At 43.3% G+C, this 17,488-nt stretch carries 15 protein-coding genes; 3 read left to right on the forward strand and 12 right to left on the reverse strand.

Features of this window, described 5'->3' with window-relative positions; translation table 11 throughout:
* Positions 1-130 precede the first annotated feature (130 nt).
* The 4 genes from WJR50_RS28625 to xseA all read right to left on the reverse strand — a co-directional run bounded on the left by WJR50_RS28625 (position 131) and on the right by xseA (position 3,566).
* A complete protein-coding gene (locus WJR50_RS28625) occupies positions 131-841 on the reverse strand; it encodes a class I SAM-dependent methyltransferase (RefSeq protein ID WP_341296754.1) in 711 nt (236 codons plus the stop codon).
* A gap of 72 nt (positions 842-913) precedes the next feature.
* Positions 914-1,594 carry a metal-dependent hydrolase gene (locus WJR50_RS28630; RefSeq protein ID WP_341296755.1) on the reverse strand — a complete coding sequence of 227 codons (681 nt, stop codon included), beginning with the start codon at positions 1,592-1,594 and terminating at the stop codon, positions 914-916.
* Between the two features lie 423 nt (positions 1,595-2,017).
* The gene (gene xseB, locus WJR50_RS28635; protein WP_341296756.1) at positions 2,018-2,245 is read right to left on the reverse strand and encodes an exodeoxyribonuclease VII small subunit; all 228 of its coding nucleotides are present in this window, start codon (positions 2,243-2,245) and stop codon (positions 2,018-2,020) included.
* A complete protein-coding gene (gene xseA, locus WJR50_RS28640; RefSeq protein ID WP_341296757.1) occupies positions 2,223-3,566 on the reverse strand; it encodes an exodeoxyribonuclease VII large subunit in 1,344 nt (447 codons plus the stop codon). Before xseA ends, xseB begins: the two co-directional genes overlap by 23 nt.
* A 165-nt stretch (positions 3,567-3,731) precedes the next feature.
* Here xseA and WJR50_RS28645 point away from each other — a divergent pair, with 165 nt between their 5' ends.
* On the forward strand, positions 3,732-5,015 hold the full coding sequence (locus WJR50_RS28645; protein ID WP_341296758.1) for a serine hydrolase domain-containing protein: 1,284 nt from the start codon (positions 3,732-3,734) through the stop codon (positions 5,013-5,015).
* 5 nt (positions 5,016-5,020) lie between these two features.
* Here WJR50_RS28645 and WJR50_RS28650 read toward each other — a convergent pair whose 3' ends face one another.
* The 8 genes from WJR50_RS28650 to WJR50_RS28685 all read right to left on the reverse strand — a co-directional run bounded on the left by WJR50_RS28650 (position 5,021) and on the right by WJR50_RS28685 (position 15,096).
* Positions 5,021-5,572 carry a cob(I)yrinic acid a,c-diamide adenosyltransferase gene (locus WJR50_RS28650; RefSeq protein WP_341296759.1) on the reverse strand — a complete coding sequence of 184 codons (552 nt, stop codon included), beginning with the start codon at positions 5,570-5,572 and terminating at the stop codon, positions 5,021-5,023.
* 47 nt (positions 5,573-5,619) lie between these two features.
* Complete coding sequence (locus tag WJR50_RS28655) at positions 5,620-8,673, reverse strand: tetratricopeptide repeat protein (protein ID WP_341296760.1); 3,054 nt, start codon at positions 8,671-8,673, stop codon at positions 5,620-5,622.
* Between the two features lie 114 nt (positions 8,674-8,787).
* Positions 8,788-9,075 (reverse strand): Asp-tRNA(Asn)/Glu-tRNA(Gln) amidotransferase subunit GatC, encoded by a 288-nt coding sequence (gene gatC, locus WJR50_RS28660; protein ID WP_341296761.1) that lies wholly within the window; start codon positions 9,073-9,075, stop codon positions 8,788-8,790.
* A gap of 36 nt (positions 9,076-9,111) precedes the next feature.
* Positions 9,112-9,900, reverse strand: a complete 789-nt coding sequence (locus WJR50_RS28665; protein WP_341296762.1) for a lysophospholipid acyltransferase family protein — start codon at positions 9,898-9,900, stop codon at positions 9,112-9,114.
* A gap of 21 nt (positions 9,901-9,921) precedes the next feature.
* Complete coding sequence (locus tag WJR50_RS28670) at positions 9,922-11,178, reverse strand: DUF6786 family protein (RefSeq protein ID WP_341296763.1); 1,257 nt, start codon at positions 11,176-11,178, stop codon at positions 9,922-9,924.
* A gap of 6 nt (positions 11,179-11,184) precedes the next feature.
* Positions 11,185-12,072: a fructosamine kinase family protein gene (locus WJR50_RS28675; protein WP_341296764.1), complete on the reverse strand. Its 888-nt coding sequence runs from the start codon at positions 12,070-12,072 to the stop codon at positions 11,185-11,187.
* A gap of 179 nt (positions 12,073-12,251) precedes the next feature.
* A complete protein-coding gene (locus WJR50_RS28680) occupies positions 12,252-14,249 on the reverse strand; it encodes an OPT family oligopeptide transporter (protein ID WP_341296765.1) in 1,998 nt (665 codons plus the stop codon).
* A 199-nt stretch (positions 14,250-14,448) separates the two neighbouring features.
* A complete protein-coding gene (locus tag WJR50_RS28685; protein ID WP_341296766.1) occupies positions 14,449-15,096 on the reverse strand; it encodes a PQLLE family protein in 648 nt (215 codons plus the stop codon).
* Between the two features lie 1,002 nt (positions 15,097-16,098).
* On the opposite strand from WJR50_RS28685, the gene WJR50_RS28690 reads away from it, so the two are divergent.
* Both WJR50_RS28690 and WJR50_RS28695 read left to right on the forward strand, forming a co-directional pair.
* On the forward strand, positions 16,099-16,788 hold the full coding sequence (locus tag WJR50_RS28690) for a PKD domain-containing protein (protein WP_341296767.1): 690 nt from the start codon (positions 16,099-16,101) through the stop codon (positions 16,786-16,788).
* A gap of 49 nt (positions 16,789-16,837) precedes the next feature.
* A complete protein-coding gene (locus tag WJR50_RS28695; RefSeq protein WP_341296768.1) occupies positions 16,838-17,440 on the forward strand; it encodes a hypothetical protein in 603 nt (200 codons plus the stop codon).
* Positions 17,441-17,488 lie beyond the last annotated feature (48 nt).

Raw genomic sequence — 17,488 nt, forward strand, 5'->3', positions numbered from 1 at the left:
TACATGCTTGATTATATGCTCAAATTCAGCAGGCTTGCTTATGTCAGGAAAATATACTTTAAATAATTCAGGGGAATAGGGAAGGGTAAATTTGCAGGAAGTAAGATTTTCTTTGCTCAACAAATATTACTTATAATTTCTTGAGTTTTCCTAAGTATTGATCATTATGGTCTTCAGCCAAAATGCGCATACTCCAGCCTTCTTCTTCAGCTATTTTTTGCATAGTGACAGGATCTACATATAACCAGGAAAACCACTGATCTTTCATCCCTTTGTATTCGTATTGATAGCTGATCTCTCCTTTATAGGGATTATAGGATTGCCTGATATCCGTATACAGATAAGATAAATCGCTGGAATCAAAAATGATTTGACCATCGGATAACAATAGGGAATTTGCCATTTGTAGAAACTTACGCAAACCCTCAATTTTTCCTACGATACCGATACCGTTCATGAGCATAAGCAGCGTATCATAGCGATGAGGAAGAGACTCCCAGAGGGATTGCTGATAAACAGGCTTCAACCCCCGAGCTTTCATAATTGCTACGCACAAAGGCGATTGATCCAGGCAATGCACTTCTTTACCCATCTCATGAAGATAAACGGCATGACTACCCACTCCAGCGCCTATATCCAGTATTTTGCCCTGGCAAGCCTCCAATGCTTTCATTTCCAAAGGGGGAAAGTCTTCTTCATCACGGAAAAACCAATCTACCGGCATTTCTTCTACCCTTTCATAACTGGTGTGGAGAATTAACTTGTCAGCTTCGCCATGCTGAAAATAGTCGTAGAGGGCCTGTCCGTAAATATCGTATACTTTATGGCTTTTTTTCTTCATAGTACTGATACAATAAAGAACGGCTTCAGCTAAAGCCGTTCTTCTTTATTGTTTAATGACACGCTAAGCTGCTTAAAAATCAACTGACTTACCTATATCAGGCAGATGCAGTTCTTTTCCAGCCTTTTTGAAGATTTCTATGGCTCCCTGATGATCAATTTTGATATTGGGGAAAGTATCGTAGTGTACGCCCATCACTTTATCACATTGGATAAAATCACAGCAGGTGATGGCATCCTCAATGCCCATCGTAAGGCAGTCACCTATAGGTAATATAGCCAGGTCTAATTTGGTATAGCGGGGAATTAGCTGCATATCCAAAGTCAGTGCGGTATCACCGGCATAGTAGAAATTGATCTCATCAGACATCACGACATAACCACCGGGATTACCAGCGTATGAACCATCCGGAAAAGAGGATGAGTGAATTGCATTTACGTATTTCACTTTGCATACTTCAAGATCTACCACTCCCCCATGATTCATGGGGATGGTATTTTCAATGCCCTGCCCTCCAAACCAGGTCACGATTTCAAAGTTTGAGACAATTGATGCCTGGGTCCGCTTGGCGATATCTAAAGCATCAGCCAGGTGATCCTGGTGTCCGTGACTCACTAAAATGTAATCGGCTTCCACTGCTTCTACATTTATATCTTTGGCCAGTTCGTTAGGCGTAATGAAGGGATCAAAGAGAATTTTTTTTCCCTTAATTTCTACTGAGAAGCAGGAATGTCCATAATAGCTAAGTTTCATGAATTTTGTTTTTGATTAAAAAATGATTGGTTTACTCCTTCTTAACTTTTTAGGAATGTTTTGGTTGGCCTCGGAAGTTATTTCTAAGCAAGACCTGAATTAAGAACTAGTTTCCATCTTTAGATAACCTGAATTTTTCTGCTAAAAAAGTGCTGATAAATATAAGATAGGTAACCAATGCGATGTATACCAAAATACTTGAAGTGATCAACATAGCTCTTTCAACGGAAATCGCTCTTAGCAAACTGGAAAGCATCAAAAAAAGCCAGACTAAAGCATGAAAATACCGCAGTACAATGTGTTGCCATTTACTTCTGCTCCCATGATGGGGTGGTCTGGGCCACATAAAAAAATAAATCACAGCTACAATGCAGCAGATAATTGTCCAGTAGATAAATTCAAGCCCCAGAAACTGCTGCGCATTCATACTTCATTATCATCAGTGTCATCATTTTCAAATGCCTTTTGAATTTTATTCTCAGTATCATGAAGCCTGGAGCGGCAATAGTTAATCAGGGATAAGGCGCGCTCTATCCTTTCCGAGAGGACGTCTACATCCATACCATCACTTTCCACTTCATTCACTATAGTTTCTAATTCATCAAGGGCTTCCTGATAAGTCAGTTCTTTACTTTTCTTTTTGGGACTCATTATTTTTTCTGGTCTTAATACTTTCAACTCGGCTTTGCAAAATGTGCTGATAACTTATGGTTTCCAAATGATCTCCCTCTTTCAGTTCTTTGGTCTTTGTCAGGGGCTTACCATTTACTGAGGTATAAGTGAAGCCCCTCTTGAAGATATATTCAGGATCGGAGGCACTGAGAAATTTTTGGTAATGGTTTAACTTTTCACCAATGCGTTCCAATCTCTTTTGTGAACTTGATTGAAGACTTTTTCGCAGAATTTTAAGTTTTTCGTGTTCTTGTTTCATCTGTTGCTTACTGTAGTATTTCAGGCTTTGCTCAGCCTGTTTCAACTGATGATGTTCGTTTTGCATTATTCGGTTCGCAGCAAACTTTAAAGCATTAGCTAGATAATCAAGGGTATGACCATTTTCTTTCAGACTATACTGTGCCTTTTGTGAAATGTTGTACCAATGAGTCTCTAGCTTTTCATCAAAGCTAAGGGCTCCGTTGATCAGAAATTCTGCTACCGCAGTTGGCGTTTTCATGCGGGTGTGGGATACCAGATCAGCTACTGTCTCATCTCGTTCGTGACCTATGCCGGTAATGACTGGCAAAGGAAACTGAGCAATATGGGCAGCTATGCTGTAGGTATCAAAGCAATCCAGATCCACCTGAGCGCCTCCTCCCCTGATGATGACCAGCACATCAAAGGCATGCGCATCATCTTCTAACTTTTGAAAAACTTCCATCATTGCACTTACAATACTTTCTTCGGCCTGATTACCCTGCATCAATGCTTTGAATAGCCTGATGTCAAAGCGATAATGATAACGATTCTTAGCCAGCTGATCAAGAAAGTCACCCAGGCCAGCTGCAGTAGGTGAACTAATCACAGCAATCTTTTGCGGCACTAATGGAAGCGGCAAGCTTTTGTTCATCTCCAGCACTCCTTCTTCTGCCAGACGGTCAATTACTTCCTGTTTCTTCCTTGCTCTTTCTCCCAAAGTAAACTTTGCGTCTATATCCTTGATATTCAGACTTAAACCATAGAGTTCATGGTAGGAAACTTCAACCTGACAGAGGATATTCATTCCTGCTTTTAGTGATTCACCGGTAATTGCCTCAAACCAGCCACTCAGGTTGCGATAGGTATAGCTCCAGATCGTAGCCCTGGTCTTGGATAATAAATACTGATCATCTTTCTCTATCAATTCCAGATAGCAGTGACCCTTTTGGGTAAGGCGGATTTCTCCTATCTCCGCTACCAGCCAGTAAGAAGGTTCCAGCTGTTGAGAAAGTGCATTCTTGATGAGTTTATTTAGCTCAGTGAGGGATAGGTAGCTCATGCAGCGAAGTTGTAAAAAATGTGTTAATTTCCTTAATAAATCTTTACACTTGTTGATATAGTTTAGATAAACACAGCATAAACGCGATTACAACATATATTTACCCTGCATGTATTCTTGATTGAAAATTCCTATCTTTCACAACAACATTAATACCTTCTTTCCATGAATAGATACCTGACGTACCTGCTTAGTAGCTTATTGCTCGCCTTTTACACTTGCTCCACACCTGAAAGTCAAGAAAGTGCATCAGATGTTCAGGAATCTTTTATAGTAGATGAAGTGGCTAAAGCACGTATTGACTCCACCCTACAAAGTTTTATTGATACCGGAAACATTGCCGGGGTTTCTGCCTTGATCTATGAAAAAGGAGAAGAAGTTTACTTCAATGCTATTGGAATGTCAGACCGAGAAGCAGGTACACCAATGACGCGCAATACGATTGTACAGATATTTTCCATGACCAAACCCATCACTGGAGTAGCACTGATGACACTTTACGATGAGGGTGCTTTCCAACTGGATGATCCGGTTTCTAAATACGCTACCGAGTTTGCCAATCTTCAGGTGTATGCGGGTGAAGACGCCTCCGGTGAAATGATGCTGGAGCCGTTAGACCGTGAGCTAACGATTCGTGATCTTACACGCCATACTTCAGGTCTGGCAACTAGTCCTGACAATCCTGGTGTTGGTCCTTTATTAGCGGAAGCCGAACCTATGAAAAGAGAAAATACTTTATCGCAAATGGCAGAGAAGTTTGGGAGTATTCCCTTGTGGTTTCAACCGGGTACTCGCTGGGCCTACGGACCTTCCGTGGATGTGCAGGCGTTTTTGGTTGAGCGAATCTCAGGTCAGCCATTTGATGAATACATAGAGGAGCATATTTTCAACCCGCTGGACATGGCAGAAACCCGATATGTGGTCCCTGAAAATGATCTTGAAAGATTTGCGGCGCTTTATCAACATGCAGAAGACGGAACCGTCAATCGTGTGCCAGATGAAAGAGCCCGTGCCTTCAATACGCAAGCCTGGCCGCTGACACCGGGTGGATATGGCCTGACTTCTACCCTGGATGATTATATGCGTTTTGCCCGTATGCTGGTGAATGAAGGTGAACTTAATGGCAATAGAGTTCTCAAAGCTGAAACTGTGCAACTGATGGCAACCAACTACTTAGCGGATAGTGTAACCGATCGCTCCTGGCTGCCCAGCAAAGGAAGTGTAGGCTTTGGCATTGACTTCGCGGTACGACATAGCCCTCCTCAATCCGCTGAAGAAAATCATGGTAAAGTGGGCGAGTTTTTCTGGGACGGAGCAGCCAGTACTTTATTTTGGGTTGACCCTGAAAACGAACTGACCGCTGTGTTTTTCGTCCAGATAGTCCCCTTTCAAGGAAGTCTTCATAAGAAGTTCCGTGATGCAGTATACGGAAAAGCACAAATCAAGTAAGCCGTTTATTTTTCTCGGGGTTTCCAGGGGATTTCCTCCACCTGATGTTCTTTACCGATCATACGGGCCAGAACGAAGAGATAATCAGAAAGACGATTCAGATAAACGATAATACGCGAATCTATTGCCTCTTTTTCATTTAGCCGTACCACTCCCCTCTCGGCACGACGGCAAACGGCTCTGGCCAGATGGCAATTGGATACATCCGGATGACCTCCGGGAAGGATGAAATGTTTCATCTCGGGAAGCTCACTCTGCATCTCATCAATCTGTTGTTCCAGGGCTAAAACATCATTTTCCTGCATATCAGGTAAAAAGCTAGGCTTTTTGCCGGGATCAGCTGCCAGTAGAGAACCTATGACAAACAGATTTTCCTGTATATGCTGAAAAATATTCTTTCGCTTCTGATTGATCGGCATATCCCTTACCACCCCTATAAACGAGTTTAACTCATCTACTGTGCCATAAGCTTCTACCCGCTCATGAGATTTGGGTACACGTATTCCCCCTATTAATGAAGTATCTCCCTGATCACCGGTTTTGGTGTATATTTTCATACGAAGGTAAATTTGCTATCAAAAGCGGGAAGATACACAATCCTAACTTAAAAGGTAGGCGTATACTTAGTTTTCAGTGAATCATATCTATTCAAATATTCCTGAAAGGCTAAAGATGACATCAACGGACGAAGATCATCCAGGCCACTCTCCGCATAGTTATCTAAACCTGCCTCCAGGCTACTTTCAATGTATGCCATATGAAGTGAAGGAGCATAAGGATTGGATTCCAGCGCTTCCAGCAGTAGATTGTATTTATCCAGTGCATCCTCATATTGCATTTGGCTGATGGCAAAGAGGAAACCTTTAACAAAGAATGGATTGCCAAGCAATTTTTCATTCCAAGATGCAAGCGTCTGATTATTCACTGCTGCAATTTTGGCCTGATAATACCATTTCAGTTGCTCATGCCAGCGGCTGATTTCCGGCAATTGATCCAGGATTGTAGAAAGGTTTTTCCAATCCTGCGCATATTCCTGTTCAAAAGCCTTCAGCCAGCGATGATATTGCGCTCCGAGTTCACTTAACTGCAAATTTTGCGAAAGCAAAGTGCTGATTCGCGCTGCCAACTCATCATGTAAATGATCAGGATATTTAATCCACAAGTCATGCAGCATCAATACTTTATAATTTGGGTCTTCAAGTGATAAAAATATCTCCCGAAATTCTCCTTCACTAACTTCAGGAAAATTATACCGGAGCAGATTATATTTATAAGCATCACTTTTTCCTTCCCAGCTCATGCTGGTGGTGCTTACGATCTGTCTCATATCTTCCACCACAGGATTCCGCTCGGTTATCCCCTCTTCTGATAAGCGGTACAAAGAATCCCAGACTTTTAACGCATTATCTTTAAGTCCGCTTTCCATAGGCATAGCCTCGGTAAGACTAATTGCTTTTCTGAACATCGCATCTTCATAGCGAGATTGCTCTGCTTTATCAAAATACTGACTGGCAACCTGAGGCGCATGTTGCTCTAATGCCCAGATGCCTAATACATTATTGTAATAGCCGCGCTGAAAAGGATTCAATGCCTGTAAATTGTCCAGTATCCTCATCGCATCATCCACCTGGTTCTGCTGATAGAGCACATAGGCACGAATGAGTAATAATGCTTCGTAAAAATTTCCGTTGTTGGCTATCTCAGTAAAGCGCTCTAACTGATTAAGCTGCAAACTATCAAGTTGATGGGGTCTGTTATAAGCGTAGTTGAATAGGTAGGCAAACTCAAAACTGTTGAGCAAACTGTCCTGGGCTTCTACCCACTGAAAATCCTGCTCACCCAGCGGTTGTTTCCCCACCGCATACTTATTAGCCAGCAAAAAAGTGTTGACCAGACTGGGCATATACGATTTGTCGCTCACTACTTCTTCAAATAGTGAATCCAGATCAAACGAAAGCAAAGATTCATTCTTAGCAATCAGTCCTAAGATGTTGGTTTCTGCCGCCTGACGGGTTACTGCTGCTTCATCTGCCAGGGTAAGAAAGTAGAGGGCTGAATCCAGGAGAGAAGTCTTACCATAAGTTACTGCCAGATTGTTGTAGAGATAGGGATCAGCTTCAAATTTTCTGAGCCCCTGATGAAAACTGAAGAGCGCATCAAAAAACTGATCGCTATTCAATAGTTCATAACCCAGATTTACCTGTGCATAAGGGGTTGGTTTCTTCTTGAGGGCTTCACTGAAGTAAAAAGGTGCTAATGACTGATCCCCTTGAGCCCTTGCCAAAGTACCCAGACTGTAATTTGAGCGGTGATTATTGAAACCATACTGATCTCCCAGTTTGTAGTACTGCTCGGCTACAAAAGTATCATCTCGTTCCTGATATACATCCCCTATTCCATTATAATAACCGGCTATCGCCTGATTAAGTGGAAACATATTGGCATTAAGGAAAAAGGCTACTACCCCAATCAGGCCAACGATCTGGACAGTACCATAGGGAAAAGTAGGAGGTTTGTACATGATCTTGTATACCTGCATGTTTTGCATCATGGGATTGATGAAATTGGCAATGATATACAGCATGAAAAGCGTACCAAAACTCAACTGGCTAAAGACCACCGCATCTTCAAAAGTTTCAAGCAGGGGGTCGTTGGCTGTGCCGTAGATATAAGCCAGGGTTGAGAAACAAATGATCGCCAATGTGATATAAAGCAATGCACCCACCGGAGCGAAGCTCATCATACCCTGATACTGCACCTCTCTATCCTTAAAATCCCAGATGCCCAGGATTGTTACCACGATAAGGATTAGGAAAGCATTGAGATATAATATATCCCAGTTGACATAACCGGCATTTTTGGCGTAAAGCAATCCTACATTGACCAGGTAAATAATGGAAATGGTGAGAAAGTGCCACAAAGAATTTTTGTTGCCCACCGCATTGCCCTGTGTAACTATCTTTAGGAAGAAACTGATCATTACATTTCCCAGCAGCAGAATGAAAACCAGGCTGAGTATCAGGGGAGCTACCAGTCCATAGTTAACCAGATTCATCAAGGGAGAACTGACTTCAGCAAAAAGAAATATCAACAAACCAAATAATAATGTAATTAGCGCGAAGCTCAGAAACCTGTTCAGGATACCATAGTCAGGCTTAAGTTGATTGAAATAATATAAGGAAGGTAAATAGAACGCCAGACTGATAATCAGCCCCGTTTTATCGGCCTGCCCGAAGAGCAGTAACTGTTCCAGTTTGAAGCTGATCAGAATTCCGGTAAAGACCAAAGCGCCAAAATAGAACCAGAACCCTTCCAGCGCGGAGATGACCACTAAAAGTAGAATTAGACTCAGGCTGACAGCAAGCAACTGTATGATAAAGGTTGCCTGACTGATCTGTATGTCACTGCCCCGGTACACTTCGGTGATGACATAATTGTCAAACTCATAGGATAAGTCAAAGAGCCCTACTCTGAATGATTCGGTAGGGACTTTCACCTTCTCTATGTTAGAAATTTTCTGCCAGTCAATCAGCTGATCGGGACTTACGAAAAAATTGTAAGTAAAATAAAGTAAAAAGAGGCCCAGAATTACTATTAAGCCCCAGTAAATAGACTTAGTATGTGGATGCCAGGATTTCCAGAAATACCACCTGTTCATATGGTCAGGAAAATTTGTTTAAGGTAAAGTATAGGAATAACGCCGGCTGCTAAGTTGTAGTATTGCTGCTTCAGTAAACAAGGAAAGAAGGAGAAAATATTACATTGTGATGATTTACTCAATTACCTTAGGGACACGTATGTAATCCTCATCACGTTTGGGTGCCTGAGACAAGCCTCTATCATGTGAAAGGGTGTCTTTCACTTCGTCTTCCCGCCATACATTCACTTCGTGCGACATGCTGGTAAGCGGCTCCACCCCTTCGGTATCCACTTCTTTAAGTTTGTCTACCCAGTCCAGAATTTCGCTCATACTCTTGATCATTTCTTCTTCGGCGTCGTGTTCAAATTCCAGGCGGGCAAGGTGGGCTATCTTCTGTACAGTAGAACGATCAATCTTCATGGAGACTTTTTATTTTTGTTTTCGCAAATCTAAAAATCATATTCTTGAAGCCGCATTCTTTTCATGAAAAGATTCGGCATGCTTAAGTGCTAAATTCGGATAATATTTGGAAAGTTCCTCCTGAATGGTGTGAAAAACTCTATCTCTCAAGGCATTCGCGTCTTTGACGTCCATATCCTTGGTCTCAATGGCTTCGTGTATGATCATCCTTGGCCTCTGCGGATACATCAGCATCTTATGATTGCCCGGTTGTATCTTCCAGTTGTGCGGATAGGTTACGGGTACGATCGGTACTCCTTTCTCAATCGCCAGTTTAAAAGCCCCATTGCGAAAGGTAGCCAGCTCGGGAGGATTATCAGAACGTATTCCTCCTTCGGGAAACATCACCAGGCTATAGCCTTTTTCCAATACCTCCGCCCCTCTTTTCAAAACCTGATACCGGCTTCGTGGATTTCTTCTATCCACCGTAATGTGTAGCTTTTTGAACATATATCCGAAGATCGGCACCTTTGCCAGCGAGACCTTACCTACAAATACACAGGGTTTGGGCACATAGCCCATCAACACGATGTCCAGAAAAGAGCTATGGTTACCCACCAGCAGGTAATTCTGTCCCGGTTTCAGCTTTGTTCTCCACTCCTGTATAGGGGGAATGAAAGAAAGGGTAAGAAATGCTCTTGCCCAGATCTGATTCAGGAACAAAGCGTACTTCAGCCAGGACTTTCTGATCATCATCAGTAGAAAAAACGGATACAGGCAGATCAAAACGCCTGCAAATATCAACAATCCGTAAGTAGAGTATATTCTAATCCAGATTTTCTTCATGCTTCTTTCTGAGATTATCCATCAGGGACGAGAAAATGCTGTTTTAATTTCTTCCAGGCTTATCCCTAAAACTTCACGTGCCACCTGTTCTAAGGTTGCAGCCGAACCGCTGAAATGAAAGGTTGAATGCACATGTTGCATGGAGGCTCCCGGCTCCAGTGCCGCCGCCGGAGAGGAACTTTCCAGCTCATAAAAGGGGCCCAGCTGCTCTTCTTCCCCTTGAAGCGGGCCATCGTTGTAAGCATTTACCGCATCTCCTCCGTAAGGTAAGTTTTGTACCTCCCACATGGAGTTCACATAATCCTCTGCTCCTTCTGGTAGACTGAATTTTACAATAGTCAGCACATTATTTTTAGCATCATAGCTGCCTACTATGGGCTTTGCCCTCTGGGGCGACACGCCTATTTTACTGCGATAGGCACCATCACCTTTGAAGAAGATAAAACCATCTTCCACCTTCAACCTATCTTCGGGTACTTTACCAAAATAGCTGTCATTGAGGATGGGTACCTCTTCTCCCTTGGCTGTATCGTAGGGAACCACAATCGTAGTAGTGGCGGAATGCTTGAACATACCCAAAATCCATATGGATAACAGCCCTCCTTCCTTAGTCCAGGCTTCTTCTCCCTGATTGCTGATACTATTGTCACTGGAAAAGGCTACATATTCCAGGTCTCCGGAAGGTAAAGTGATTCCCAAACCGTTTTCCACTTCACTAGCTGTGAGTAAGCTGATGACTCTATCCACTTTGACATTAAAAGTTGTCCCGCTGTAGTTCTTCAGGCCGAATTGATGGCTAAAAACTGCCCTTCGCTGACTGCTTTCCAACACTTCAAAAGCATCGGTGTCTATCGCGGCCGGCGTTTGCCAGTCTTCAAAGACAAAATCATCCCCTTCCTGAAAGAAAATGGCGTACTGTCCGCCTTCCGGGCCCATCCAGAAGCGATCTTCACCACCAAAGGGGTTCATATGTTCCACCAACTCTCCGCTGGAGATCAGCTCGTAATTGATCCAGCCGTAACTTGGACCACCCTCACCGCCTGAGGTACTGCTCATTACCCTTCCCTGATATTGAGGGGCAATGATTATCTGTGCACTGTCATTTTCTCCTTTGAGAATGATAACATCATCCAGATTATTTTCCAGAAACTCCTTATCGTAACCGAAAGTGTTGACGATCTCTTTTACATCCTCCACACTTGCGCTGTCACGGTCTTTAGCAGGTTGACAAGCCATATTGATTAATAGTATAATAATGAATAATGCTACTGCTTTCATAGTCTGTTAGGTATATCTTCGGGCTATCGCCAGCGCCTGACTTCCGTAATGTCCGCCAAAGAGATGGTAATGGTTGAGATAATGATACAGCATATATAGATCATACCTTTCCTTCCATTCAGCAGGCAGCGGATATTCCTCCTGATAAGCCTCCCATACGGTAGAGGAAAAGCCACCAAACATGCCCATCATCGCAAGGTCAAATTCACGATCGGCAAAATAGCAGGCAGGATCAATCAGTGCCGGTCCCTCTGCGGAGTACATATAGTTACCCGACCATAAATCCCCGTGATTCAGGGAAGCCGCAGGTTGATGGCTGATCCACTGCTCCATGTTTTGCAAAAGCTGATCATACACTTTGTTTTCTTCACCGCTAAGTCCCCTGCTCCGCGCAATCATCTTCAGTAATGCGCCTATCCTTTGGTCACGGAAGAAAATCACCCAGTCCGACTGCCAGTCATTATGCTGAGGAGTAGCGCCACAGTAATTATCGTGGGCAAAACCATATTTATCCTGCTGAAACTGATGAATCTGCGCGATACCACGTCCCAAAACCTCGTCCTGCTCTGTTGATGAACTCTGGGAAGGCTCCAAAAATTCCGTGAGCAGCATGGCGGGCAATCCTTCCTGGGGTGCGCTGGCAAAAAATACTTCAGGAATCCGCAGTTCAGACTTCGCTTCAGCCAAAGCCTCCAGACATTCCGCTTCTCTCAGGAACATATCCTCCGGTCCCTGTGCGTTCCACTTAAAAAAGAAGTTACCTTCATTGGTTCGCAACTGACTGGCATGGTTAATACAGCCTCCCCCCAGGGTTTTGACCGCCTGTATCTCTGTCTCCTGCCCAATTTTTTCCCTGAGCTTCTCTTCTACATAGTCTTTCAGCATATCATCCATACAAGACTTTTTAATAAAAGTATATTCATATGCATTTTCCAGTTTTTTGAAAGCCAGATTGACTTTTTTGGCGGCAGCCGCGCTGTTCGTTTTTGTGTCAAGACAAAAATGAACAAACAAAAATGGTTCTTTTCAGCATCCAAAATTATTTAAAACCCCTGATCATACATGTACGACCTCTATTTTCTGATATTTTCCTGGTACACTTTCCTGATCAGGTAATATAAGCCAGCTACCACAATAAGAAAAATCGCCAGACCGGTATAACTTCCTCCGGGAGGGTTCTCAAATACTCTGAGTGAAGAAAGATCAATAGCCACTATGCCAATGGCGATAAAAATTCCCATGAGTGCTTCTCCGGTAATGAGCCCGGAAGCCAGCAATAAACCGGCATTGGAGGCTTTATCTCTGGCTTCAGCATGTTTTGTATCAGCATTACCCTGCTTTGCCATATAGCGATTTACCGCCCAGGCAATCAGTCCGCCGATAAAGATGGAGGTATCCAGTTCCAAAGGAAGGTATAAGCCTACTGCCACCGCCAGCACCGGCATTCTGAACTCTGAATTGTTTCTTTTCAGGTACTGATCAAAGATGATGATGGCTACGGCGATGACAGCCCCTATAGAAACCATATCCCAGGGCAATCCGCCTCCAAAAATACCCGATGCCACACTCTGCATCAGGGTCGCCTGTGGTGCTGCCAGCGCCTCCGGCTGTTCGGGCGTAGGTGCTCCTATACCATAGCCGATCAAAAGGTAATTGAGTACCGGTGCAATGACCAATGCTCCTGCAACTACGCCCACCACCTGCATAATCTGCTGCTTATAGGGCGTTGCTCCCAGGATATAGCCTGCTTTTAAGTCCTGCATATTATCTCCTGCGATGGCGGCAGCACAACAGACCACTGCGCCTATCAGGATAGCCGCTGCAGCGCCCCGGGCAGGTTCGCTGGCGCCCATCAAAAAGAGCAAGAGCAAAGCCGAAGCCAGTATAGTAGCAATGGTAACACCTGAAATCGGATTATTGGAGCTACCCACCAAGCCCGCCATATAGCCGGCAACCGCTGAGAAGAGAAAACCAGCCACCACCATGATCAGGGCCATGAGTCCGGTGATGCCCACGTCATGTATTTCACGCAGGTAGATGGCAAAAACCGGAACAATCATCACTCCTATGGCAATAATCACCCACGACATGGGCGTGTCCATCTCAGTACGCAACTGATCCTTGAAATTACTGCTCCCCTGCTTGAAGGCTTCAATGCCTGACTTGAAAGCAGTGCCCAGTGAGTCTTTAAGACTGATCAACGCCCATAAGCCTCCTACGATCATCGCGCCTACACCGAGGTAACGTATCTGGCTACTCCAGACCATGATGCCCATTTGCTCGGGATCAGTGGCTCCTTCGGGCGGTCCCAGGGTAGCGATGTAGGCAGGGATGGCAATGTACCAGCTTATGGCTCCGCCAAGGAAGACCAGGAAGGCAATGTTCAACCCTACAATATAGCCTACGGCTACCAATGCGGGAGAAAGATTAATTCCCATATAGAGATAAATGCGGTTGTTAAGCAGTGCTGCCTGCTCAAAAAGGCCGTTCCACAGATTCAGGGCAGATTCGCTCAATTTGAAGATGCCTCCAACCAGCGCTCCCCAAACCAGGTACTTCACTGACTGTCCACCAGTCTCACCGGTTTTCAATACCTCAGAGGTAGCCACCCCTTCGGGAAATTTCAGGCCTTCTTTTACAATCAAGGCCTGGCGGAGGGGGATGGTAAAGAGGACACCCAGTATACCACCGGTCATGGCGATGAGGGTAGTCTCCCAATAGTTAAATTCTTCCCAATAGCCCATGATGATGAGGGCAGGAATGGTAAAAATAACCCCAGCTGCGATGGATTCACCAGCGGAAGCGGCGGTTTGCACCAGGTTATTTTCCAGAATGTTAGAGTTCTTAAACAGGCGCAGCACTGCCATGGAGATCACTGCGGCAGGTATGGAGGCCGAAACGGTGAGTCCGGCAAATAAACCGAAATAAGCATTGGCTGCTGATAAGATTATTGATAGACCCGCGCCGAGTAAGACGGCTTTGATGGTTAATTCGGGAAGTTTTTGCTCGGCTCCTATATAAGGCTTGTTGTCATCTGAAGTAGTTGGCTTGGCTGGTTTAGCTTCATTCATGTGCATAGCGTTAGGTGCAAAACAAACATACCAAGCTTTGACCTAAATAGCACGTGTGCTGAGGAATTTTAGAGGGAGAAGAAGAGGGAAGTAGGGAAGTTGGATGATGGGAGATGAAAGACCGGAGTCGGGAGACGGGAGACCGAAGACAACTTCCTGCTTCCCACTTCTGACTTCCAGCTTCTGTCTTCCTGCTTCCTCAAACTTTCTGTGTCCTGACGGCTATGCCGAGGGATTCCAGTAGCTGAGGGCTGTCTTTAAGGGCGAGTTTGGCGATGGTGCGGAACTCACTCATCCAGGCTTTGAGTGCTTTTACCGACATATCTCTCAGGCGGGTAGTCTCTTCAGCTTCTCCCTTGCTGAGTATGCGCTGGTTACGGGCATGGGTCACCGCCTCTACCATAGCCTGCCCCTGGGCAAGCTCTTCGGCAGTTAGTCCGTGCTGGCTCAGCTGTGCTATGTGTTCTCCGGCTTTGGTGTAGAAATAGTTTGCCTGCATCGGCCAGCTGTTGATTCTGTTAGACACCTTATCCACATTGAATTGCGCCAGCGTAATTGCGTCTTTGCGAAAAACAAACTTCACAATCGCTACGTGATCCAGAAAAATTTCCCGGGCCTGCTGCTCATTATCTTTTAGTTGGGCCGCAAGTGATGATTTCTCCCCATACTTCTGTATTTTCTGAGTGTGCAGCAGTACGGCATTGTTCAGTAAGGTATCCCCTTCCTGCATGCGCTTGGGGGTAAACCCATGCTGACCAAGAGACTTAAGGATATCGGGCTGGGCATTGGCATTTTGCAGATAGGTTTTCGCCTTGGCGAATACGTCTGTGATGGAATTATATTTCATATTATGTGTGGTTTAAGCCTGACGAAGATAAGAGAAGGCCATCAGAGCAATACAATGTCAGATGCGGCTATCCTTGCGCATGTAGGTTTTGACGATAGCATGCATAAAAGACTGATTTTGTGCCACTTTGGCAGAAAACGTAGCAAAAAAAACAGAGAGATGTTATGCATTCACCCGGACACTACACATCTCCCTACGAAAAAATAACACAACCTTACGTCCACTTCACTAATTCGCAGGGAGAAGTGCTATATCATGGCGTTTGAAGCCCTTCAACCCAGGGAGAAACGTTATTTTACTGACAAGCTGGCACATATTCTCTGGAATATGCGTGGTGTACAGCCGAATGTGGGACATCTCCCTATGAAAAAGTGTAGTGACCATGAGGTTGAAGTACATTTTCCTTGGATAAAATGCTCTATCAACTCAGCCTTGTGTTATGGAATCGCAAAAAGCAGATACCGACTTTGCTATATGACGCGTATCTGCCATGGATAATCTAACACATTGATTATTCAGCAGGTATTCAAGGCTTTCTTTTTTGGCTAAGCAAAAAGAACAGGCATTAAACAGTATATACACTTATTAGACGGTCTATGAATGGTTAAATGAGTCATATTAGTTTTTTTCTTTTTGAGGTATTTGCAATTCCCCCTTCAGATTACCTGAAATACGTATTAGGTGATACTTAATAAATAAAAATGATCATCTGAATAAAAAATAGTAAAATAATAATTTACTTTACTATGTGTGCAAACACTTGTCTCTATTATAGGCAAGCACTCCTTTAAGAGATCACGCTCTTGGCTTCTAAAACTTAAATGGAAGATTAACTTCTAATCATATGAACAGATAGTGACATGGCTGCTTAAGGATATCAATGCTATTCAATCATTAGCTATAAATCCTCCGCCGTATACCAAAAACATATTCTCATAAACAACAAATTAATTTAGTAGAATCCTTGGCTCAAGTTCCACAAATACACTTCTATTTATAAAAATGAAACATGTTTGGTTATTAGTAATCTTAGCTTTGATTGCTTGTGAAGAAGCGATTGAGTATCCTGAAGTTTCAGCATCCTTTGACATTTCAAAGAGCGAAGGGGGAATTTATGCTGGAGGTGGTTTTGCCGTAGTTAATCTCTCCAGCAATGCTACTGACATTCAATGGGATTTTGGAGATGGCACCATGAGTTCGGATTCAATATCTGTGCATACCTATGCTAAAAAAGGAGTATACGTACTTAAGTTGATAGCTTCTAACCAAGGGAATCAGGATACAAGCTTTTTGACGATTGATGTGAAAGACAGCGTACATAAATTGTTATCAGGGGATTCATCAAAAGAGTGGGTCCTTATCAGCCATAAGGATAGAAAGCAAAGCTATGAGATTGATACCTGTGGCTGTATTTATTCCCAAATTTTCTACAATGATGGAGGTCATTTATGGGTTAATCAAAGTGATTTGTCTCCCTGCAATGATGAAATAGAATGCAATAAGCCTTACGGACCCGATGGACTCAAAGGTAATTATGAATTCATTGATAGGGCGTTAGACCCAACCAATCAAATGTGGATAGGAATTGGGGGAGGGATGGGTTTTACGTTTGAATTGAGTGAAGAAGCGTTATATCTGAAAAGAAATATTGACTTAACAGAACTCAGATACGTGCCTAAATTGGATGATTGATGCTCTTGTATAAGCATCTGCGTCTGCGCTAACCTTAAGGTGATTGCCCATGATAAAAACAATTAACACGTTGATATTATGCTGGATTGCTCTTTCTTATAGCATGGCTCAACCCAGGTCAGTTGCACTTGAAGACTATTACACACCTAAAGAGATCTTAGAATTACATAAACTTATTCAATTTGTGAATGAGGGAATAACCAAAAATTGTGATGATACCCAATTGGCTTGTTACAATAAGTTTTTCAACCAATTCAATGATCTAAAAGCAAACGAAGATGCACAAATACCATTATCACAAACAGGTGAACTACAGTTGTTGGAAAGTTTAGATGCTGATATTTTTGAAGACATTTGGAGAATCTGCGAATATGAAAGATTTTATAAAAAGGATAGTTCTATTTTTCTTCAAAGCATTTGCCTCAACCCTGAAGGAAGATTTGCAAAGTTTCTGATTGACCTGAAGGATCATCATGAAAAGCTAAATCATTATGGAGAGCCTTTTAAAATTACTGGCCTATATACCCCTGCAATGAATGGCATACTTTTAAAATATCATGATTGGTTCAACATTGAATCACAAAGTGAATTGTTTCTCATGGCAGTCCATTTATTAACCTTGAATTATCCGGAAAAACAACTTAAAAATTGAACATAACCGCCAGTAGGTGTTATACTTTGTAAAGTCCTTACCATCTGC

This window comes from Catalinimonas locisalis (assembly GCF_038039535.1).
GTDB lineage: Bacteria > Bacteroidota > Bacteroidia > Cytophagales > Cyclobacteriaceae > Catalinimonas.

Coding starts and splice junctions, on each gene's coding strand:
- WJR50_RS28625 (WP_341296754.1), bottom strand. CDS start 841: ATGAAGAAAAAAAGCCATAAAGTATACGATATTTACGGACAGGCCCTC.
- WJR50_RS28630 (WP_341296755.1), bottom strand. CDS start 1,594: ATGAAACTTAGCTATTATGGACATTCCTGCTTCTCAGTAGAAATTAAG.
- xseB (WP_341296756.1), bottom strand. CDS start 2,245: ATGAGTCCCAAAAAGAAAAGTAAAGAACTGACTTATCAGGAAGCCCTT.
- xseA (WP_341296757.1), bottom strand. CDS start 3,566: ATGAGCTACCTATCCCTCACTGAGCTAAATAAACTCATCAAGAATGCA.
- WJR50_RS28645 (WP_341296758.1), top strand. CDS start 3,732: ATGAATAGATACCTGACGTACCTGCTTAGTAGCTTATTGCTCGCCTTT.
- WJR50_RS28650 (WP_341296759.1), bottom strand. CDS start 5,572: ATGAAAATATACACCAAAACCGGTGATCAGGGAGATACTTCATTAATA.
- WJR50_RS28655 (WP_341296760.1), bottom strand. CDS start 8,673: ATGAACAGGTGGTATTTCTGGAAATCCTGGCATCCACATACTAAGTCT.
- gatC (WP_341296761.1), bottom strand. CDS start 9,075: ATGAAGATTGATCGTTCTACTGTACAGAAGATAGCCCACCTTGCCCGC.
- WJR50_RS28665 (WP_341296762.1), bottom strand. CDS start 9,900: ATGAAGAAAATCTGGATTAGAATATACTCTACTTACGGATTGTTGATA.
- WJR50_RS28670 (WP_341296763.1), bottom strand. CDS start 11,178: ATGAAAGCAGTAGCATTATTCATTATTATACTATTAATCAATATGGCT.
- WJR50_RS28675 (WP_341296764.1), bottom strand. CDS start 12,072: ATGGATGATATGCTGAAAGACTATGTAGAAGAGAAGCTCAGGGAAAAA.
- WJR50_RS28680 (WP_341296765.1), bottom strand. CDS start 14,249: ATGAATGAAGCTAAACCAGCCAAGCCAACTACTTCAGATGACAACAAG.
- WJR50_RS28685 (WP_341296766.1), bottom strand. CDS start 15,096: ATGAAATATAATTCCATCACAGACGTATTCGCCAAGGCGAAAACCTAT.
- WJR50_RS28690 (WP_341296767.1), top strand. CDS start 16,099: ATGAAACATGTTTGGTTATTAGTAATCTTAGCTTTGATTGCTTGTGAA.
- WJR50_RS28695 (WP_341296768.1), top strand. CDS start 16,838: ATGATAAAAACAATTAACACGTTGATATTATGCTGGATTGCTCTTTCT.